The 20,569-nt window shown below is 42.3% G+C and carries 18 protein-coding genes; 14 read left to right on the top strand and 4 right to left on the bottom strand.

The window, feature by feature from the left end; genetic code table 11:
* Positions 1 to 40: 40 nt before the first annotated feature.
* Positions 41 to 838, bottom strand: coding sequence for a helix-turn-helix domain-containing protein (locus PBAT_RS05865; RefSeq protein WP_068647507.1), 798 nt, complete (start codon positions 836 to 838; stop codon positions 41 to 43).
* A gap of 284 nt (positions 839 to 1,122) precedes the next feature.
* Between PBAT_RS05865 and PBAT_RS05860 the strand changes: the two genes are divergently transcribed.
* From PBAT_RS05860 to PBAT_RS05805, 12 genes are all read left to right on the top strand, one after another.
* Positions 1,123 to 2,583, top strand: a complete 1,461-nt coding sequence (locus PBAT_RS05860; RefSeq protein WP_068647505.1) for a sulfatase family protein — start codon at positions 1,123 to 1,125, stop codon at positions 2,581 to 2,583.
* Between the two features lie 36 nt (positions 2,584 to 2,619).
* Complete coding sequence (locus PBAT_RS05855; protein WP_246168338.1) at positions 2,620 to 3,381, top strand: ABC transporter permease; 762 nt, start codon at positions 2,620 to 2,622, stop codon at positions 3,379 to 3,381.
* On the top strand, positions 3,357 to 4,187 hold the full coding sequence (locus PBAT_RS05850; protein ID WP_246168339.1) for an ABC transporter ATP-binding protein: 831 nt from the start codon (positions 3,357 to 3,359) through the stop codon (positions 4,185 to 4,187). The genes PBAT_RS05855 and PBAT_RS05850 overlap by 25 nt, the downstream gene beginning before the upstream one ends.
* A gap of 56 nt (positions 4,188 to 4,243) precedes the next feature.
* Entirely contained in the window at positions 4,244 to 5,329 is a 1,086-nt protein-coding gene (locus PBAT_RS05845) for an ABC transporter substrate-binding protein (RefSeq protein ID WP_068647501.1), read from the top strand.
* A gap of 173 nt (positions 5,330 to 5,502) precedes the next feature.
* On the top strand, positions 5,503 to 6,621 hold the full coding sequence (locus PBAT_RS05840; protein WP_068647499.1) for an NADH-dependent flavin oxidoreductase: 1,119 nt from the start codon (positions 5,503 to 5,505) through the stop codon (positions 6,619 to 6,621).
* A gap of 78 nt (positions 6,622 to 6,699) precedes the next feature.
* The gene (locus tag PBAT_RS05835; RefSeq protein WP_068647497.1) at positions 6,700 to 7,404 is read left to right on the top strand and encodes a M50 family metallopeptidase; all 705 of its coding nucleotides are present in this window, start codon (positions 6,700 to 6,702) and stop codon (positions 7,402 to 7,404) included.
* A gap of 254 nt (positions 7,405 to 7,658) precedes the next feature.
* Positions 7,659 to 8,435, top strand: a complete 777-nt coding sequence (locus PBAT_RS05830; RefSeq protein WP_068647495.1) for an ABC transporter ATP-binding protein — start codon at positions 7,659 to 7,661, stop codon at positions 8,433 to 8,435.
* Between the two features lie 99 nt (positions 8,436 to 8,534).
* Positions 8,535 to 9,338, top strand: a complete 804-nt coding sequence (locus PBAT_RS05825; protein WP_068647493.1) for an ABC transporter permease — start codon at positions 8,535 to 8,537, stop codon at positions 9,336 to 9,338.
* 15 nt (positions 9,339 to 9,353) lie between these two features.
* The gene (locus PBAT_RS05820) at positions 9,354 to 10,244 is read left to right on the top strand and encodes an ABC transporter permease (RefSeq protein WP_068647491.1); all 891 of its coding nucleotides are present in this window, start codon (positions 9,354 to 9,356) and stop codon (positions 10,242 to 10,244) included.
* Between the two features lie 242 nt (positions 10,245 to 10,486).
* On the top strand, positions 10,487 to 11,539 hold the full coding sequence (locus PBAT_RS05815; RefSeq protein WP_068647489.1) for an ABC transporter substrate-binding protein: 1,053 nt from the start codon (positions 10,487 to 10,489) through the stop codon (positions 11,537 to 11,539).
* A gap of 199 nt (positions 11,540 to 11,738) precedes the next feature.
* Positions 11,739 to 13,352, top strand: coding sequence for an FAD-dependent oxidoreductase (locus tag PBAT_RS05810; protein WP_068647487.1), 1,614 nt, complete (start codon positions 11,739 to 11,741; stop codon positions 13,350 to 13,352).
* Positions 13,349 to 13,693: a 4Fe-4S binding protein gene (locus PBAT_RS05805; protein WP_068647485.1), complete on the top strand. Its 345-nt coding sequence runs from the start codon at positions 13,349 to 13,351 to the stop codon at positions 13,691 to 13,693. Before PBAT_RS05810 ends, PBAT_RS05805 begins: the two co-directional genes overlap by 4 nt.
* A gap of 125 nt (positions 13,694 to 13,818) precedes the next feature.
* On the opposite strand, the gene PBAT_RS05800 is transcribed toward PBAT_RS05805, so the two are convergent.
* Positions 13,819 to 14,526, bottom strand: coding sequence for a DUF421 domain-containing protein (locus tag PBAT_RS05800; protein WP_068647483.1), 708 nt, complete (start codon positions 14,524 to 14,526; stop codon positions 13,819 to 13,821).
* A gap of 147 nt (positions 14,527 to 14,673) precedes the next feature.
* Here PBAT_RS05800 and PBAT_RS05795 point away from each other — a divergent pair, with 147 nt between their 5' ends.
* The gene (locus PBAT_RS05795; RefSeq protein ID WP_248912407.1) at positions 14,674 to 16,323 is read left to right on the top strand and encodes an alkaline phosphatase family protein; all 1,650 of its coding nucleotides are present in this window, start codon (positions 14,674 to 14,676) and stop codon (positions 16,321 to 16,323) included.
* A 169-nt stretch (positions 16,324 to 16,492) separates the two neighbouring features.
* Here the strand turns inward: PBAT_RS05795 and pepT are convergent, their stop codons facing one another.
* Positions 16,493 to 17,725: a peptidase T gene (pepT, locus tag PBAT_RS05790; RefSeq protein ID WP_068647481.1), complete on the bottom strand. Its 1,233-nt coding sequence runs from the start codon at positions 17,723 to 17,725 to the stop codon at positions 16,493 to 16,495.
* A 157-nt stretch (positions 17,726 to 17,882) separates the two neighbouring features.
* On the opposite strand from pepT, the gene PBAT_RS05785 reads away from it, so the two are divergent.
* Positions 17,883 to 18,485 (top strand): DNA-3-methyladenine glycosylase I, encoded by a 603-nt coding sequence (locus PBAT_RS05785; protein ID WP_068647479.1) that lies wholly within the window; start codon positions 17,883 to 17,885, stop codon positions 18,483 to 18,485.
* Positions 18,486 to 18,519: 34 nt separating this feature from the next.
* On the opposite strand, the gene PBAT_RS05780 is transcribed toward PBAT_RS05785, so the two are convergent.
* Entirely contained in the window at positions 18,520 to 20,196 is a 1,677-nt protein-coding gene (locus PBAT_RS05780) for a ribonuclease J (RefSeq protein WP_068647477.1), read from the bottom strand.
* Positions 20,197 to 20,569: the final 373 nt, after the last annotated feature.

Here is a 20,569-nt window from a genome sequence, read left to right as displayed (position 1 = left end):
GTGGGTCTGCTTTTTTTTTGTTTCATATGATCGATATCAGCTAAAATACGTGCATCGTTTGAGTATGTAATCCGGATTGACGATATTCCGTAGGTGATGAAGACATATATTTTTTGAATATACGAAAAAAATAAGAATGATCATAATACCCGAGGTAATCGGATATCTCCGTCACCGTAAGATCGGAATTCGCTAATAGGTTACACGCTTCCTTCATGCGAAGCATGTGGACGTATTGGATTGGAGATAATCCCTTCATTTCACGAAATAATGAAATGGTATAGTTAGCCGAACGGTCGATAAGTGCAGCGAGTTGCTCAATCTGGATCGTCTCACGGTAATTAGCAACTAAATATTTCTGTAATTGGTTTGCGAGTCTTAGCTTGATAGGGGTGACCTCTACGAGTTCGAATTCACGTGCAACTAGCCCAACGATTTCCTGGAACACACCCGCAATAATAAACGGACTGAATATCCCCGCTCCTGCCACTTCAAGATACAACTGTTCGAAGCGGCGCTTAATATATTCGAAATTACGGCTTCTACACGTATTGAACGTTGCTTTACTAAGAAGCGATAATTGTTGCGCGTCTTCTTCGTCATGAGTAAATAAGATGGTGATTTTTTGATGTTCTCCTTCAAAGTTTTCACTGGAACGAAGCGTACTAATTGGAATAAATAGCAGCTCTCCTTTTTCAGCAATCATAGAAATATTATTAATATAATATTTAACTCTTCCTTCAACAACTAATGCAAGTACATTGTGATTCAGCACTTCCTGATTTTTTCGCCAGTTGGGGATGTTATTGTCAAAATGAACCGAAATTAGAGACATCATATAGGGGATTCCCTTCCTTGTGGAATAGCTTGACCGTATGTTTACACAGGATGGGGGTTATTTGAAATAGGAGGCGAGGATTGTTCAGATTACGATGACATGAGAATCATACACATCATCGGTGTATTATGCATGGACTTTCATTTACTCCATCCAGTACTATAATAATTAAATACCAAGTATATAGGGAGGATTTGTTTGATACTTACTTTAACCCTTTATTGAACGGTTCACAAGACTTAATTATTTTAATTTAGTAGCTATCTCAAGGAGGAGGACATGATTTGAAAATTATTTATTTAGATATCGATTCACTCCGACCGGATCATATGAGCTGTTATGGCTACAATCGAACCACGACACCGAATATCGATACCATTGCAGCCGCAGGTATAAGATTCAACAGCTGTTACACGGCATCCTCTCCATGTGTTCCATCAAGAGCGAGCTTCATGTCTGGACGTTTCGGTATTAATCATGGCGCGCTTACGCATTGGGGACCGGGAGGAGAGTTTCAATATCCAGATGGAGATGGGCATAGTGAAGAGGTCCCTTTTTTCACGAGATATCTTCGCGAAGCGGGTTATAGAACGACAACATTCTCTACATTCGGTGACAGACATCATGCGTGGTGGTATTTTGCAGGTTGGAATGAGGTACATACGCACACGTTGAAGGAAGGTAATGAGAATGCAGATGAAGTTAATGCTTCGGTTATTCCTTGGTTAAAGCAACATGGGTTGGATGATAATTATTTTTTACATATCCAATATTGGGATCCACACACGTTCTATACGTACCCCATTGAATACATGGAACAGTGGCAAGATGCTCAGGTGAAAGACTTTCCGGATGAAGCGACGATAGCATCCCAACAAAAGGACTCCTTCCCTCGATCTGCATCGTTACTGCACTGGGGTGATAAATATCCGGCAACCATGCCAGGTCAGATCGCTAACCGTGATGATTTCAAACATGTCATTGATGGGTATGACGGTGGAATCAACTATATGGACAAATATGTGGGTGAGATTCTGGATACGCTTCGAGAGCTTGGTATTGAAGAAGAAGTATGCTTCATCATTAGTGCGGATCACGCAGAATCTATGGGGGAACAAGGTATTTACATCGAGCATCCATGTGCAACCGAGGCCGTACATCATATCCCATTAATTATTAAGGTGCCGGGTCTAACTGAGGCAGGACGAGTGGTAGAAGGCTTTGTATACAATGTGGATGTTATCGCGACAATTACTGAATTGGTCGGTCTTGAAGTACCTTCGGGTTGGGATGGACGTTCTTTCTTACCCGCGCTAAAAGGAAAACACTGGCAGGGACGCGATTATTTGGTCATGGATCATGCCCTATATGTATGTCAACGTGCTGTACGTGATGAGCAGTGGTATTTTATCCGGACGTATCATCCGGGCTTGTATCTGCATTTTGACGAAGTTATTTTGTACGACATGAAGAGCGATCCGAACCAGACACGTAATGTTGCAGCAGAGTACCCAAACATTGTGAAGGAAATGGATCACAGGCTAGCAGCTTGGCAACATGAACAGACCCGCAAGCCAGGCTATAAAGTGGATCCGATGCAGAAAGTACTGGAGACGGGTCCGTGGAAATATCTGAAGCCAGAAGATTGGGTACGAAAGCTTGAGCGAGTAGGCAGGAAAGAAGAGGCGAATGTTATCCGCGGCAAATATAAGAGCGAAGCATTACAGCCGGCTTACGATGGTTAACGTACCTTCAACACCACGCATAAGGAGATGGAGTTTATGAAAAAGCCCCCGAACTGGCTATTAACCCTATTTTCTATCGTCATTGGTCTAATAGCGTGGTACCTGTTATCTGCTATACCGGCGGTTGGAACGATTATAACGAATCCTGTGAAGGTCTTCACAACGTTTCAGACTGAAATCATGAGCGGGCGTTTGTGGATTAATGTGTGGGCAAGTCTACTGCGCGTAGTGGGTGGTTTCTCGCTTGGTTTAATCGTTGCCATCCCTGTTGCTTTTCTTATGGCCTGGTACCCTATGGTACGCTCCATTGTTGATCCTTGGATTCAATTTTTTCGTACAATACCGCCGATTGCACTTATACCGCTAGTTATCATTTCGCAGGGCGTTGGAGAATCAGCCAAAATAACAGTAATCTTTGTAGCCACCTTTCTAGTCATGGTTATTACGATCTTCCAAGGTGTTCGCAATGTGGACCCTACGCTAATTCGTGCGGCCAGGGTACTTGGTGCCAAGGATAGAGATATCTTTTTCGAGGTTATCGTGCCCGCGTCTTTCCCTTTTATTCTGGTTGGTGTCAGACTTGGGCTTGCTGCAGCATGGACAACATTGGTAGCGGCTGAACTGACCGGAGCCAATAAAGGTCTTGGAAATATGATTATGGAAGCGAGCTTATATTTCCGTATGGACACGGTCATTCTTGGCATTATTGTCATCGGAGTGATCGGGCTAGCCATGGATAGATTTGTACTATTTCTGGAGAGGAGGCTGACCGGGTGGCAGGAACTGAGGCAAGAGTAGACGGTGGTAATAGTATTGTGACGCAATCTTTGAATACCAAGATTGCGATTAGTGGACTTACGAAGATTTATAAAGGACGGAGTGGGAATACAATCGCACTTCAGAATACAGACTTATCCATTCAGGAGAATGAATTTGTCTGCGTTGTAGGACCCAGCGGTTGCGGGAAGACAACACTACTCAACATCATTGGTGGATTGGAAGAAGCAACTTCTGGATCTGTCCAATTGGACGGGGTTGAAGTGAAAGGACCTGGCAGGGAGCGGGGAGTCGTATTTCAACAGTATGCACTGTTTCCTTGGAAGACCGTACTTGAGAACATAGAATTCGGTTTGAAGTTGCGAAGGATCAGCAAGAAGGAGCGTAAAGAAAGGGCAGAGCATTATTTGGAATTGGTTGGTTTGAAAGATTTCGCACATGCGTATCCGAAAGAGTTATCGGGTGGTATGAAGCAGCGAGTAGCGATTGCTCGCGCTTATGCGGTTGAACCTGAGGTACTGCTCATGGATGAGCCATTCGGAGCTTTGGACGCACAGACGAGAGCGCAGCTACAGGAAGAGTTGCTCAAGACATGGATGAAAGAAAAGAAAACCTGCTTCTTTATTACGCACGATGTGGAGGAAGCCGTTATTCTGGCTCAGCGTGTTGTCATTATGAGTGCACGGCCTGGTCGGATTACAGAAATTATTAATGTCGACATTCCTTACCCAAGAGATCAGTCAACGAAGCTGGATGAGCGATTTATCAGAATCAAGAACGATATTTGGTCTAAGGTGTATCGCGAATATCTCGAAGTATCTAAATAATCGGCCATCTGTGCGAAAGCATGATGCATATAGATTTCATGGGAGGGTATTTATTCATGTTTAACAAATTCAGGTCATTATCTAAGATTTCTATGAATGTAGCACTAGTCAGTATGACACTTCTCCTTGGTGCCTGTGGTGCAAATAACAGCGGTGTTAACTCAGGAGCAGAAAAGTCTATTCCGGATGTGAAAGAGACTACGACCGTAATAGCGAAGGCAGAAGAGAAAATAGAGACGATCAATTTTGCTTATATGCCGAACATGGGTGGTGCAACTCCAGTTGCCATTGGTGAGGCGAAAGGATTCTTTCAAGACGAAGGCATCAAATTGAATGCAGTGAAGTTTCTGAGTGGTCCTCCTGAGTTTCAAGCGATGGCTGCGGGGGATATTGATATTGCCTATATTGGACCCGGAGCCACGTTCTTAGCTGCCAAAGGGCAAGGGAATATTATTGGATTAGTGAGTCTAGGGAAAAGCGATATGGTGTTTGCTACTAAGAAATCGGGAATTAAAGAATGGAAAGACCTGAAGGGGAAAACAGTAGGTGTTCCTAAAGGAACTTCTGGTGAAATGGTACTTAATCTAGGACTGGAAAAGGCAGGATTAAATCCTAACGACGTTAATATTGTCAATATGGAGGTAGCGGGTGCAGTTACAGCATATATCGCAGGTAAAGTGGATGCAGTGGCCATCTGGTCTCCGTTTACGGTGGAAATTGAGAAGCAAGTCGGCAAGGATAACATGGTTAAATTAGGCGATAACAGTGATTTTTACCCAGAATATAGCTTTCCTTCAAGTTGGGTCGTAAGTCCGAAGTTCTTGAAGGAGAAGCCAGAGCTTGTTGAGAAATTTATGAAAGCCATAACGAAGACAACAGAGTACAAAATCAATAACATTGAAGAAGCTGTAAAGCTGACAGCGGCATATACAGGAGTTCCTGAAGATAGTCTCACGGAAGAGCTTAAGTCGATTGACTGGATTGATAATACGAAATTGGTTGAAGTGTTCCTAGATGGTTCAGCTGTTAAATGGTATGATAATTTGCAGAAGCAGTTCGTTAAGAATGGTAAACTAGAGAGTGCTGTACCATCTGGGAATTTCTTAACTATAGAACCCGCAATCAAATCGATAAACAAGTAATATTGTACAACAATTTAATTTTAAAGAATGCTCGAGAACATTCTCGGGCATTCTTTATTTGTTAATGAGTATCTGACCAATTTGATGGATAACGTGGCTTATTTGCAAATCAATATAATTGTAACTATAATAATTACAGTAAGTCATAATATGAATCACACGGAGGAATTGTCATGGAAGCTAAGTATAAACCGCTTTTTGAATCATTTACTTTTCGCAGTGGAGTTGAAGTAGAGAATCGTGTTGTCATGGCTCCGATGACAAATTGGTCTTCAAATTTAGATGGAACAGTCTCAGATGCTGAGGTTGATTACTATAGCCGTAGAGCTGGTGGCGTAGGTATGGTTATTACGGCATGTACCCATGTTTCCAAGAATGGACAAGGATTTCATGGTGAATTCGCAGGGTATAACGATGAGATGATACCTAGCTTGGCAAGATTAGCAACAACGATTAAGGAAAAAGGATCAAAAGCTGTGTTACAAATTTTCCACGGTGGACGTCAATGTCCGCCTGAACTCGTTAATGGAGATGTTGTCAGTGCAAGCGCAGTGCCAACGGATGACGGTAAAGTAACACCCCGTGCTCTTTCAGATGAAGAGATCTTAGCGATTATTCATGACTTTGGGGAAGCGACACGTAGAGCGATCGAAGCTGGATATGATGGTATAGAGATCCACGGTGCTAACAATTATTTATTGCATCAGTTCTTCTCTGGTCATACGAACCGCCGCGAAGACCGTTGGGGTGGAAGTCTTGAGAAGCGATTATCTTTTCCATTAGCTGTTGTAGATGCGATAAAACAAGCTGTGGCTAAGTATGCTGATCGCCCATTTCTTGTAGGGTATCGTTTATCACCAGAAGAGCCAGAGGAATTAGGGTTTACCATGGAAGATACTCTCGTATTGCTTGATGCATTAGCAGAGAAGAATTTAGACTACATTCATATTTCTCTTATGGATTTCTGGTCAGAGGCAAGACGGGGTGTAGAAGATACGGGTCTTGTACGGATGGAATTAATTAGAGACCGTGTTGGCGCAAGCGTTCCAATCATGGGCGTAGGTTCTATTCATACTGCGGATGACGCCTTGAAAGCTCTTGAGATGGGAATTCCACTTATTGCATTGGGTAGAGAACTTATTGTTGAACCTGATTGGGTGGAGAAGATAGAGGCAGGTAGAGAAGCGGATATCAGAACGACATTAAGTACAGATGAACAAGAACTACTCGTCGTTCCAGATCCATTATGGCAAGCCATTGTAAGTAGAACCGGTTGGTTCCCTGTGGTCTAATAGATGTAAATCCCATGTATTCTTGTTATTATCAGAATAAGAATACTTGCCTGGTATAGGCAAATTAGGGAGAAAGATATGAATAAGTGGCTGAAGACAATTGTAATTCTGGTAGGTTCAGCAATCTTAACGAGACTTATACCCTTTAGTTATGTCTTTCGTACAGTAGATACCATGATTCATGAGTTCGCTCATGCGGTAGTGACATTACTGACGTCAGGGCGTGTGCTAGCTATTCAATTAAATCCAGACCATAGTGGGGTTACGTATTCGACGACGACATCGACGTGGTCATCCATACTTGTCTCACTTGCAGGCTATACCTTGGCGTCATTATGTGCTGCGCTATTGTTCTATTGGATGAGTAGACGCCAAGAAAAGCGGGGTATGGTACTACTTACTGTGATTGCAGTTGTGATGCTTGTCATGTATGTACATCATGGGTATGGGGTGTTTTGGCTTGTTGGATTTATCGTCCTGAATATCGTCATGATGTATTTACCTCTTACAGTACGCAATATGTATTATGGATTACTAGCCTTCCTAACGTTAGAAGAATCCGTATTAGGACCGATATATCTCGTCACCCGTTCTCTTTCGGGCGGAGGAAGGGCAGGGGACGCTTCTAATCTTGCTTCTTGGACATCGGTACCTGCGATATTCTGGGCATTATTATTTGTAGCATTTTCGCTTGTTTGTGCGAAGATGGCGTTCTCGTGGTTTTTTAACAGACGACCGTCTTCACGAGTACAAGATTCTACTCATACTTTTCTTAATAAATGAATTAAAAGCTTTTACGAACTTAGTATGATTTATGCTGAGTTCGTTTTTTTGTTGTGAGCATAATTGTGTTGATATCTAAATTTTACATTTTTATTGACAATGTTTGGATAAAATGATAACTTAAATTCATTAATCCTACGTGAATGGTATGAATTAATTGAAAGACATTACCGACTGTATAAACAGAGGTATTGCGGTTGTTTACGCGATACCTCTGTTTTTGTGTATGCCAATAGTTGAAGGGGGAGCTGGAAATGGGAGATGCAATGCTCGCCATATCGAATCTTAACAAACGTTTTGACACAGCAGCAGGTCATGTTCAGGCATTATACAATGTAGATTTACAAGTGCAAGAAGGTGAATTTGTTACAGTTATTGGTCCCAGTGGATGTGGAAAGAGCACGCTGCTGCGCATCGTAGCTGGTCTGGACAGTGGCTATACGGGTAGTGTTACGCTAGAAGGGGTTCAGATTGGCGGACCTGGTATTGATAAAGGATTTATTTTTCAGGAGCATCGCCTATTCCCTTGGCTTACCGTAGAGAAGAATATTGCCTCAGATTTACCCCTTGGTAATAAGGAAGTTAGGCAGAAGGTAGATGAACTTATTGAACTAGTGAAATTAAAGGGCTTCGAGAAGTCGTATCCTCGGGAGTTGTCAGGTGGAATGGCCCAACGTGTAGCTATAGCTAGGGCACTTCTACGGAATCCCAAGATCCTGTTATTAGATGAACCGTTCGGGGCCCTTGATGCATTCACTCGAGCGCATATGCAGACGGTGTTGCTAGATATTTGGCGTACGAACCAAACCACGATGATATTTGTTACACATGACATTGATGAGGCGGTATTTCTGGGTAATCGTGTCGTGATCTTGGAGCCCCGTCCAGGTAAAATACGCAATATAATACCGATTGACTTACCGTATCCACGTAAAAAGACGACAACGTCATTTCAAGAGTTACGTTTGAAAGTGTTGAATCAGTTCGAGAAAGTCGATGAACTAGAGCTCACAGACGGAGCTGGAATTTAAATAAATATCAAGTCAACCATACACATTGGAGGCTTCCGAACATGTCATTCATCGGGAGTCTCTTTATTTATTTCAAGAGAAGAAGGAGGGAGTTGCTATATGACCAACCAGGCTGTCGTGGTAAGGGGCTCCAGTAGACCAGGGAAGGCGGCAACTATTGGACTTGGTATGATTTTACCGGCAAGCGTACTGATTCTGTGGCAGACGTTGGGACATTATGGCATCATCTCAGAGCTGTTGTTTCCAACACCTTACACGATTGCAGAATCTTTTATAACACTAGCGATTGCAGGAGATTTATGGACTAATTTCAGAATAAGTGCTGCCAGAGCACTATTAGGGTTTCTCCTCGGTGGAGGACTCGGCCTCTTGCTAGGCATTGTGGTCGGATTATTCCGAAGATCAGAGAAGTTACTAGACCCTTCGATACAAATGATTCGTATGATTCCGAGTCTCGCGGTCATCCCGCTGTTTATTCTTTGGTTCGGTATAGGTGAGGAATCGAAAGTGCTACTTATTGCTAAAGGCGCATTCTTTCCGATTTATATTAATACTTTTATGGGCATCCGCAATGTGGATAACAAGTTATTCGAAGTGGCTCGGGTGTTAGGATTCAGCAGAATGAAACAGATTATCAGACTGGTTCTTCCGGCAGCGGTACCGAACATTATGCTCGGAGTACGCTTATCGCTGGGACTATCTTGGTTAGGTCTAGTCGTTGCAGAACTGATCGCGTCTTCCTCAGGAATCGGATATATGATATCAGATGCTCGTCAGTTCGCAGATACGCCTGTCGTATTCGTAGGCATTATTATATTCGCTATTGCGGGATTGTTGAGTGATTCTGTTGTCCGTCTGATTGAACGGCGGTTGCTGAGATGGAAAGACAGTTACCAAGGATAAAAGGAGGATAACACCATGAGTGAGGGAGTAGAAGCCCTGATAAAGACGACAAAAGGGGTAAAAGAAACGCCGAATAACGTGGGAACTGCTCCGATAAATAGTAATAAAGAGCTCGAAAGTAACACAACACCTGGCGTGTGGAAATCGCTATTGTCCGATCTAAGTATAGGTGCCATTATTCCGGTGGTAACCATCGTCGTCTGGCAGTTGGCAGGTAATGCTGGATGGATATCCGCAGAATTTATGCCAACGCCGCTAAAGATATTGGATGCTTTGGTGGAGCTAGCCGTTTCGGGTGAACTGATACATCATCTGGGAATCAGTATAGGTAGAGCTGGAATTGGATTTCTTATTGGAGGCATACTTGGGCTGCTGTTCGGAGTATTAACTGGATTATTTCGCAGTGTGGAATACCTATTGGACCCAAGCGTACAGGTGTTACGTCTTGTTCCACATTTAGCGATTGCTCCCCTCATCATTCTCTGGTTCGGTTTCGGTGAAATCTCCAAGGTAGTGATCATTCTGAGTGGATCTTTCTTTCCGCTTTATATTAATACATTTATGGGTATTCGTAATGTGGATAACAAGCTATTTGAAGTAGCGAGGGTACTCGGGTTTAGTCGATATCAGCAGTTGCGTAGGTTGATATTACCAGCGGCGTTACCGAGTATTTTGTTGGGTTTACGGATTTCGCTTGCGGTAGCTTGGATTGGTCTCGTCGTTGCAGAGGTTATTGGTTCGCAGTCGGGGATCGGATTTCTTATTAATGAAGCGAAGCAGAATTCGAGAACAGAAATTATCTTTGTAGGTATTATTATTTTTGCAGTTGTTGGTAAATTAATCGATTCTCTCTTCCATGCTATTGAACGCAAGTTCTTGTTCTGGCGGGATAGTTATCATGGTTAGCGCTAATAAATTCTAGGGGCGAAGCAAATGAGTGAAGTAGCACAACAAGGATCACTCTCCTTAGTTACGGACGTGCTTGTGATTGGTGGAGGTCCAGCAGGTACATGGGATGCTTGGGGGTTACCGTGAAAAGGTGGGCTGGGTAAGGGCGGACAGCCAGTAGCAAGTCATCATTTTATGTATAAATTATCGACTAGGGTTGGGTTGTAGATAAATCAAACATATCAAAGGGGAGAAATACAATGAAAAATGCGTATAGAGAAACTCATGTGGGACCTATTAAAGGAGTTCGATTTGCGCTTATTGCAACGATAGTCATGGTCATGATGGTCCTTCAAGCTTGTGGAAATAATGCCAGTACCGCTAACAAAGAAGCGCCATCCTCTTCAGGAGAAAGCACAGAAGCAACAAGTAAGGTTCCAGCCGTGTTGAATTATGGATATATCGGCATTAATAAGCTGAATGTACCGAGTGGTGGCGCAGAGGGTTGGGGCTTATATAAAGGTATTATCCAAGAAGAACTGAAAAAGTCCGGGATTACCGAAGTGAAACTAACGGGTTTTCCGAATGGTCCAGATCAGACAGAATCCCTTATTAGTGGTCGATTGGATATTGGTAGTCTTGGTGACACCCCTGCTATTATCGCCTACGGATCTGGCGCAAAGACTCGTCTAATTACACAAACTGCGGCGAATAACATTGGATATTTGATCGGTAAGAAGAATGGTGCGACAACAGTCAAAGAATTAGAAGGTAAAACCATTGCCATCCAAAAAGGCTCCTTTATGCACCGGTACGTGGTTGGATTGTTGCAAGAAGAAGGTGTAACAGACTACAAGCTTGTTCATATGTTAATTGCTGACGCTGGGGCTGCTCTAGCCCGTGGGGATATCGATGCTACGACTAATCTTGGAGTAGGGGCATTGAAGCAAATTGACGATGGGTACACGTATTTAGACGATGCATCGAAACATCCGGATCTGTTGGGCACCGGTGCAACGGTAGTGTCGGAAGAGTATTTGGCGAAATTCCCGGATTTCCCAAAGGTATGGAACGCAGCGCGTGAGAAGGCTCTTGCTGACTTGAAGCAGCATGAAGATGAATACTACCAATTCTTAGCGGAGGCTGGAGGTACAACTCCTGAACTGGCTAAAAAAGTGAGTCCGATCAGTGGTATTAATGATACGGCGTTTACAGAAGAGGGGTTAAAGCTGTTGGAGGGAACGAAGAACTTCCTCGTGAAAGAAAAGCTTGCGAAGAAAGAATTCCAGATTAGCGATTGGCAGAAACAATAACAGTTGAATATGTAAAGCTACGTTAATTAGCTAAGGAGCACTGGGGTGTTATTCCCCAGTGTCTCCTTTATTACAATATAAGAACGTATTACTTTCACTCGATACGCTTCTTTTAATATTTCCTAAAAGACGGATGGCCGTCCTTAAGGGGAAGGCGTATCCGTTTTAGCTAATAAATAGATATAGAGGGGGAAGAGAAATGTTACAGAAGCAGGTTAAGCAACTAACCGTAGATGTGCTTGTTCTCGGCGGAGGACCAGCCGGAGCATGGGCGGCATGGCGTGCGGCTTCACAGGGAGCAAGCGTAGTACTTGCAGACAAAGGATACCTTGGAACAAGCGGCGCTACCTCTCCGGGAGGTACAACATTGCTTGTTATTCCTCCGATTGCAGAGTTGCGAGAGCAGGCTGTTCAGGCCAGACTGAAAGCAGGCGGATATTTATCGGAGAATGCTTGGATACACCGTGTATTGGACCAGGTTGAGAAGAATTTGGAGTTGGTGGAGCAGTGGGGTTATCCATTTCCCAAAGATGAAGAGGGACAATCGCTACGTACACATTTGCACGGACCAGAATATATGAAGCTGATGAGAAATGTAGTGCGTAAAGCGGGAGTTAAGATTATGGATCAATCTCCGGCACTTGAGTTGCTACATGATGAACACGGTGTTGGTGGTGCACGGGGCATAAATCGTATGACCGGGGAGACTTGGGAGGTAAAGGCCAATGCAGTTGTGATGGCTACAGGCGGATGTGCTTTTCTTAGTAAAGGTCTCGGATGTAATGTATTGACTGGTGAAGGGTTACTGATGTCTGCTGAACTAGGCGCCGATTTGTCAGGGATGGAATTCAGTCGTCAATATGCCCCGAGCTTTGCCGAGGGTACGGTAACGCGTGGGCGTATGCTTTTCTGGTCTACTTTGTATGGTGAGGATGGTGAGCCTTTAGTGAAAGGCGATCGCACCAATAGAAGTATTCCAGAGTTGTTGATGAAAGGACCCGTCTACGCTGCAATGGATCTCGCAGACACAGAGGAGAAGCGGGAATTTCTACGTCGTGCTCATCCAATCTTCTTCATGCCCTTAGAGCGGTCTGGTATTGATCCATTTAAGGAGAGATTCCCACTTACGCTTCGCTATGAAGGAACAATGCGCGGTACAGGTGGCTTGCGTCTGACTGGAAACGATTGTGCGACCACGATCGCTGGTTTGTATGCGGCTGGGGATGCTGCATCGCGGGAAAAAGTAACTGGCGCGATATCAGGGGGCGGAGCCTATAATGCTTCATGGGCCATATGCAGTGGACATTGGGCAGGTGAGGGAGCGGCACATTACGCGATGTCTCAGCCAAGGAGAGCGGACAATCGGCAGTTGGTAGCTGCGGGGCACTATGGTATGGCAGCAGGTGTCGATTCTTCCACAAAGCTTGAGGTGCAACCGCTGATTAAGGCAATTCAGGATCTAATATTACCACTGAAGATTAACTATTTCCGTAGCGAACCTGGCATTTCCGCGGCATTGAAAGAGCTAGATACATTGGTTCCTCACCTGAAAGATCAAGCGCCAGCCACAGTGCAGGGCATAGTGAAGTCTCGTGAAGCAGCAGCCATGCTTACTGTTGGAAGATGGATGTATACTGCGGCGTTAGCACGTACGGAAAGTCGCGGATTACAGAAGATGGCGGAATACCCCGAGCTTGATCCAAGTCAGACTCATCGATTAATTCTGTCGGGTATCGACGATATTAGCATCAGTACCGAAAGCGTACCCCACGCCCATGAACTGAATGCATTGAAGGAGGGGCATACGGTATGATTGAACTTATTAGTTCGGATCGTTGCATCAATTGCAATTTGTGCGTAAAGGTATGTCCGACTAACGTATTCGATATGGAAGAAGATCATCCCGTTATTGCTCGTAAGGAGGATTGCCAGACCTGCTTCATGTGCGAGGCGTATTGCCCTGTTGATGCGATGTACGTTGCACCACAGGCAGATCGTACTGTCGAAGTCAACGAAGAAGAATTGATAAGCTCCGGTCTGCTCGGCAGCTGGCGACAAGAAATAGGCTGGGGACAAGGTTCGGGAGCATCAATGGCAGAGCGAGATACAACACCCTTTTTTGAAGTGTTCACCGAGCAATACAGAGGCAACTAATTTATGGTTCATCTTATTATTCTATAGACGTAAAAGAGACATTCAAACCCATAATCATGGATTTGAATGTTTTTTGCGTAGAAATATTACACTCACTCGGCTATTGGTCAACGTGTGTTAGGTAATCATTTATTAGGATTTGCATAAATCCGCACATTCTCATTGTCATCAACAGTCGCTAATACACAGTCACGGATATCTGTATAAATAGGTGCTATCTTATTCTTAAGCCAGCTAATATCCTTTCCCAATTCATTTAGAAGTGATAAGTCGGTAACGCCTTCAACGATGATAGGCCTTGTGAGGGAGAATGGTTGTGTCTTTACCTTCATATCTGAGGGCGTAAGCGGCTGATATTGGGTATCTATAAAAATAGAGATGGTTCCTCCCGGTTCCCATACTGCGAGGGACACCTTTTCTACGTTCTCTACTTTTTCTTTTCGTAGCTCACTGAATAAGAAATCAATCGAAATTCTTGCCTTGGATAGATTCTGGAAATGAATTTGCCCACCTTTAATGAGCGTAATGGGTGACGGATCGAGATATCTCTTGAATAATGGCCATTTCAGGCTTAACCATGTCGCTGCAACATACAAAATAATTAGAACAAGGGTCGTGATTACAGATCCCTTCATACCTAATTTCTCATCTGAAAGCGGGTGAGCGATAATATTTCCAAGAGTTAGAGCGATAATGAAATCGAGGAATCTTAATTGAGATATCGAACGTTGTCCCATTAGTTTGGTTGCAATTAATAAAAAAATAAAGCTAATGATGGCTCTGAAGATCCATTCAAGTGTTGTCAACGATTCTTGGCTCTTGAGAAAATCCAATCTATTCACTCCCTAGTCATTTCATGCCGTTAGTTTTACCCACTATTGTGAAAAAATTCAGTTAATCATCCAGATAAACTACCCAATATTTCCTTGCATACTTGAATTTACTAAAGAACAAACTGAGTATACTCAATATGAAATAGGTTGAAAAAGACTGAAGGAAAAGGTGTGGTATTGTTGCGTATCATCCATTGGTTGATTTGGATTGTTGTGCTGCTCATAATTTGTTCAGGATGTTATGGGCATGAAGCGAAGTCGAAGGAAGAAGATCTTCTCCGTGTGAAGTCTCAGGCAGAGCATCCTTCGAAAAAAGTTATTCTTATCTTGGTAGACTCTCTCATGTATCAATCTATTGATAAAGGATTACAGCAAAATAAGCTTCCCGCATTAAAATATCTGATTGATCATGGTCAGTATTATAAGGATCTCGTAAGTTCATTCCCAACGATGTCCGTCACAATCGATAGTTCTTTAATTACGGGGACATACCCTGACCAACATCGTGTTCCTGGGCTGATCTGGTATTCGGCTAAAGATAAGAAAGTCATTAATTATGGAACAGGCCCTATGGAGATACTTAAGCATGGCGTAGACCCCGTGTTAAGTAATGCCATGATTCATTTAAATCGAGATCATCTTAGTGCGCAAACATTAACGATATATGAACAATTGAATACAGTTGGACTGAAATCAGGTTCAATCAACGGCTTGATTTACAGAGGAACTGTAGAACACACGTTAAATATTCCTGAATGGATAAAGGGACCGACTTCACTACCGGGAGAATTAATAGTAAAAGGTCCTGATTTTTTATCGTTGGGTTCATTTTCTAATCCGTTGGAAGGCATAAAGAAGATGCCTGATTCTTTAACGAAACGGATGGGATTCAACAATGAATATGCTGTAGAGTCAGTTAAATACTTAGTGCGAAATAATAAGTTGCCTGATTTTCTTTATGTATATTTACCTGATTTAGACCAGGAGTTACATAAGAAAGGCCCTTCAGTAATTGATGGTGTTATCAAGACGGATAAACAAGTTCAATCTATATTAAATGCATTTGGATCTTTTAAAGAAGCGCTAGATCAGGCGATTATTATGATTGCTGGGGATAGCGGAATGAGTACCATTCTACCTGATAGTAAACATCCGGTCATTGATTTACCACAGGTGTTACACCAATACGCGATTTTAGGACCGGGAGCTGAAGCTACATCAGCAACAGACATTGCTCTTGCTGTGAATGAAACTATGGCCTATGTATATAAGCTGAATACTAAAGATTCACTTAAGCAAATCGCTGATATATTGAAAGAAGAGACACGTATCGATTTCATTTCATGGAAAGAAGCGGGATGGATTCATGTGGTAGAGGCTGGTACAGCAAAGGAGTTTACGTATAAACCAAATGGAAAAATAACGGATTCTTATGGACAAACATGGACGATAGGAAGTAACCCAGATGTGTTGGATCTACACATAAATAAAGATCTGAACACCCTTAAGTACAGAGAATACCCTGACGCGTTAAAGAGACTCTATGGCGCTTTAAATTCGCATGAAGGGGATTTCCTAGTGGTCTCTGCGAAGCAAGGATATGAACTGAGTGGTCAGAGTTCACCCACACATAAGGGTGGAGGAGGACATGGGGCACTCCATAGAGTGGAGTCGTTAGTTCCCTTGATCATTAGCGGAACGACTGATAAGCCTGATCATACACGAATTGTTGATTTGAAATCGTATATCCTACGACTGCTAACGAAACCTTTGGGGAAATCGGAAAAAACAAACTGAAATTGAGAAAATAAAGAAGGACACTGCCTACGAATAGGTTAGTGTCCTTCTCTTACATACAAATCTTGTCTTGATTCAATCAGGATAACTGTTAGGGGTATAACGATACCCATACGAACAACTTTAAGGCATCCTAACAGTATATGCGATAATTTTCTTAATAATTTTCTTACGCTTTTTGCTCGTACAACTTAATGATCTCAATCACCGTTTGTGTTGCCTTGATCATATTATCTACCGAAATGTACTCGAATTTCCCGTGGAAGTTCTCGCCTCCAGTGAAAATATTCGGTGTAGGCAGTCCCATGTAAGATAACTGAGAACCATCTGTACCTCCACGAATAGGTCGAACAATCGGTTCGATGTCTAAATTCTTCATTGCTTCATATGCAATATCCACAATGTGTTTAACAGGTTCTATTCTTTCCTTCATGTTATAGTATTGATCTCTCATCTCTAGGACGATGCGGTCTTGACCATATTGCGCTCTAAGTTCAGCAACAATACGTTCCATATTCGATTTTCTGGCTTGAAAATTCTCTTTGTCGAAGTCTCTAATAATATAGCTAAGTTTTGTCTGCTCAACATCACCTTGAATTTCTAATAAATGATAGAAACCGTCATATCCGTCAGTGTATTCAGGAGCTTCCTCTGTTGGAAGCATGCTTTGAAGTTTCATCGCTATTTTGGCGGAGTTCACCATCTTATCTTTGGCAGTTCCGGGGTGGATGTTACTTCCCTTGCAAGTAATCTTAGCGGAAGCAGCGTTGAAACTCTCATACTCTAGTTCACCAAGTGGACCTCCATCGACCGTATAGGCATACTTAGCGTTGAATGCAGCAACATCAAATTTCTCAGGTCCTCTACCAATTTCCTCATCTGGGGTAAAGGCTACTCTTATTGCTCCGTGTTTGATCTCAGGATGTTGAATCAAGTAGGCCATAGCGGTCATGATCTCAGTAATACCTGCTTTATTGTCTGCTCCAAGAAGAGTCGTTCCGTCAGTCGTAATTAACGTATGCCCTTTATATTCTTCAAGACTAGGGAAATCATTAGGTGACATTACGATATGTAAAGATTTATTTAATGTAATATCCTTTCCATCATAGTTATCTATTAATTTCGGGGATACATTCAAGCCTGTGAAATCTGTTGCAGTATCTAGATGGGCGAGAAATCCGATCGTATCGACTTCTTTTTCTGTATTAGAAGGGAGAGTGGCCATTACATAACCGTTGTCATCGATCGTTACATCATGCATACCAATAGTCTTAAGTTCTTCCACCAACATATTCGCAAGAGTCAGTTGTCCGGGGGTTGTAGGGCATGTGTCCTTGTCTTCATTAGACTGTGTATCAACCGTTGCATAGGAAATAAATCGTTCAATGAGTTCTTGTTTCATGTATTCATTCACTCCTTTGGTTTGTATAGTTGTATTTTATCATGGCCTGCAGCGACTTATTTCAAAAAAAGAGTGAAAGTGGTAATGGTTTTTCTTATCTCAATGAGATACATTGGAATCATAACCTAGGTTGATCAATGAGAGGAGTGTGAGTGAGATGGAACAATTGAAGCAACGTTGTAGATGGGTGAATCAAGATCCTCTATATATGGATTATCATGATACAGAATGGGGCCAGCCACTTACGAATGATCAGAAGTTATTTGAATTGTTAATGTTAGAAGGAATGCAGGCTGGATTGAGCTGGTATACAGTATTGAAGAAAAGAGAGCATTATCGCAAAGTATTCGACGATTTCGATCCTGCAATAATAGCGACATATAATGAAGCGAAAGTTGAAGCGTTACTTCAAGACCCCGGTATTATCCGTAATAAGTTAAAGGTTCGGGCAATCATTCATAATGCTGGTATCTATCAAGAGATTAAGCAGGAAGAAGGTTCATTTGCTAACTATATGTGGCACTTTGTAGATGGTGAGCCTATCGTGAATCAATGGACAAGCATATCTGAGGTTCCTGCAAATACACCAATATCGGATCATATGAGTAAGACTTTGAAAAAAAGAGGCTTCAAGTTTGTCGGTACTACGATCTGTTACGCATTCATGCAGGCATCGGGTATGGTGAACGACCACACGTTAGATTGTTTCTGTCGAACGCAACCAAATAAACAAGTTAAAAAGGACACGACCTATGAATAGGTTAGTGTCCTTCGCTATAGTTAGGGTACGTAATTTAGACTTGAATGATGATTGGAAGGATAATGGGTCTTCTTTTCGTGTGAGTAAACAAATAATTTCCGACTGATTCTTTAATCATTTGTTTAAAAAAGTCCCATTGGGTAATATTCTTCTTCTCATGTAATTTATGAATCGTTTGTACGGTGATTTGGCGTACTTCATTTAATAAAGCTTCTGACTCACGAACGTACACGAACCCACGAGATATAACATCAGGTCCAGACAAGATGTTACCTTCCATTTTACTGAGTGTAACAACCACAATAAGAATACCATCTTCGGATAAAAGTTTACGGTCACGTAGAACGATCGTTCCTACATCACCAATTCCCAGTCCATCAACAAGTGTATTCCCAGTTGTTATTCTTCTTCTTTGAATAGCTTCTTGGTTGGTAATATCGACGACATCACCATTATTAACAATGAAGATATTATTCTGATCCACGCCAACGGATTCAGCTAATAACCGATGCTGATGAAGCATTCGAAATTCACCATGAATCGGTATGAAATATTTTGGCTTCATTAAAGACAACATTAACTTGAGTTCTTCTTGACTGGCATGACCGGATACATGCATACCTGTAATCGATGCTGATCCATAAATGACCTTGGCTTTTAGTTGAAATAAATTATCTACGATACGCGCTACGTTTCGTTCATTTCCGGGGATAGGTGTAGAAGCTAGAATGACAGTATCTCCAGCTAGAACTTCTAATTGTCTATGGTCGGAACTAGCTAGACGGGATAAGGCAGCCATAGGTTCGCCTTGACTACCCGTACATAGGACAACAATTCGGTGAGGTTCATAGGCTTTGACATCACTCGGCTCAATTAACATGGTGTCAGGAATTTTCAAATAACCTAGCTCATGAGCAATGGATACAACATTGACCATGCTTCTTCCCAACAATGCGAGTTTTCTATTTGTTTTCCGGGCCGCATCGATCACTTGCTGTAGACGATGCACGTTGGATGCAAAGGTGGATATGAATATTTTTTTCTTTGCTCTGATAAATGCTTCTTCTATATTTTCACCTACGAGTTGTTCTGAAGGAGTGAATCCCGGGCGTTCCGCATTGGTACTTTCGGATAGAAGTGCCAGAACACCGTTGCTTCCAATGTCAGCCATGCGGTGTAAATCCGGATACTCATCATTTACAGGTGTTAGATCAAATTTAAAGTCTCCTGTATGAACGACAGTCCCTTCAGGGGTGCTGAATACAACACCAACACAATCAGGAATACTGTGATTTGTTCTGAAAAAACTTACTTCGATATTGCCGAACTCTAAAGTTGATTCGGCATTGATTGTGAATAAATCAGTAATCCCGAGAAGGTTATGCTCCTGTAGTTTAACTTCAATTAAGCCTAGCGTTAATCGTGTTCCATATATGGGCATATTCAATTGCTTCAGAATATATGGAATGCCGCCAATATGATCTTCATGTCCATGGGTGACAATTAAGGCTCGAATCTTATCACGATTCTCTAATAGATATGAAATATCAGGGATAATCAGATCGATTCCTAATAAGCTCTCATCGGGGAACTTTGAACCACAGTCAATGACGATGATATCATCAGCATATCGGAGAACATACATATTTTTGCCGATTTCATTTACACCACCTAGAGCGACAATCGATAGTGTTGATTCATTAGTATTCAAACAGACTACCTCCAATTAAATTATAAAAGTAGTCTCCCCTTATTAGTGGTTATTATGAGGAATATACAATAACGTAAATGACAAACCGTTGACTGTAAATTTTTACAACTTGTCAACCTGTTGATAGACGTGATATATTATTAGTCCGGCCAACAAATAACACATTTGTTGAATCGGCAAGCCAAAATCGATTGAAACTTAAATCGAAAAAAAGCTTGCATAAACGAACCGGACATGATATAATATAGAAGTTGTCGCCGAGAACATACGGTGCTGACGAAACGAAATAATTGGTCTTTGAAAACTGAACAACGAGTGAGTAGATTTTGCGATAAGTGAAATCAAAACAAATGAGAAATCATTTGATAGAGAA

Source organism: Paenibacillus antarcticus (assembly GCF_001637225.1).
Taxonomy (GTDB): domain Bacteria; phylum Bacillota; class Bacilli; order Paenibacillales; family Paenibacillaceae; genus Paenibacillus_AQ; species Paenibacillus_AQ antarcticus.
Note: the sequence above shows the minus strand (reverse complement) of the source record. Positions and strands in the feature narration are given on the sequence as shown.

Coding starts and splice junctions, on each gene's coding strand:
- PBAT_RS05815 (WP_068647489.1), top strand. CDS start 10,487: ATGAAAAATGCGTATAGAGAAACTCATGTGGGACCTATTAAAGGAGTT.
- PBAT_RS05845 (WP_068647501.1), top strand. CDS start 4,244: ATGTTTAACAAATTCAGGTCATTATCTAAGATTTCTATGAATGTAGCA.
- PBAT_RS05855 (WP_246168338.1), top strand. CDS start 2,620: ATGAAAAAGCCCCCGAACTGGCTATTAACCCTATTTTCTATCGTCATT.
- PBAT_RS05835 (WP_068647497.1), top strand. CDS start 6,700: ATGAATAAGTGGCTGAAGACAATTGTAATTCTGGTAGGTTCAGCAATC.
- PBAT_RS05805 (WP_068647485.1), top strand. CDS start 13,349: ATGATTGAACTTATTAGTTCGGATCGTTGCATCAATTGCAATTTGTGC.
- PBAT_RS05810 (WP_068647487.1), top strand. CDS start 11,739: ATGTTACAGAAGCAGGTTAAGCAACTAACCGTAGATGTGCTTGTTCTC.
- PBAT_RS05830 (WP_068647495.1), top strand. CDS start 7,659: ATGGGAGATGCAATGCTCGCCATATCGAATCTTAACAAACGTTTTGAC.
- PBAT_RS05865 (WP_068647507.1), bottom strand. CDS start 838: ATGATGTCTCTAATTTCGGTTCATTTTGACAATAACATCCCCAACTGG.
- PBAT_RS05825 (WP_068647493.1), top strand. CDS start 8,535: ATGACCAACCAGGCTGTCGTGGTAAGGGGCTCCAGTAGACCAGGGAAG.
- pepT (WP_068647481.1), bottom strand. CDS start 17,725: ATGAAACAAGAACTCATTGAACGATTTATTTCCTATGCAACGGTTGAT.
- PBAT_RS05820 (WP_068647491.1), top strand. CDS start 9,354: ATGAGTGAGGGAGTAGAAGCCCTGATAAAGACGACAAAAGGGGTAAAA.
- PBAT_RS05785 (WP_068647479.1), top strand. CDS start 17,883: ATGGAACAATTGAAGCAACGTTGTAGATGGGTGAATCAAGATCCTCTA.
- PBAT_RS05840 (WP_068647499.1), top strand. CDS start 5,503: ATGGAAGCTAAGTATAAACCGCTTTTTGAATCATTTACTTTTCGCAGT.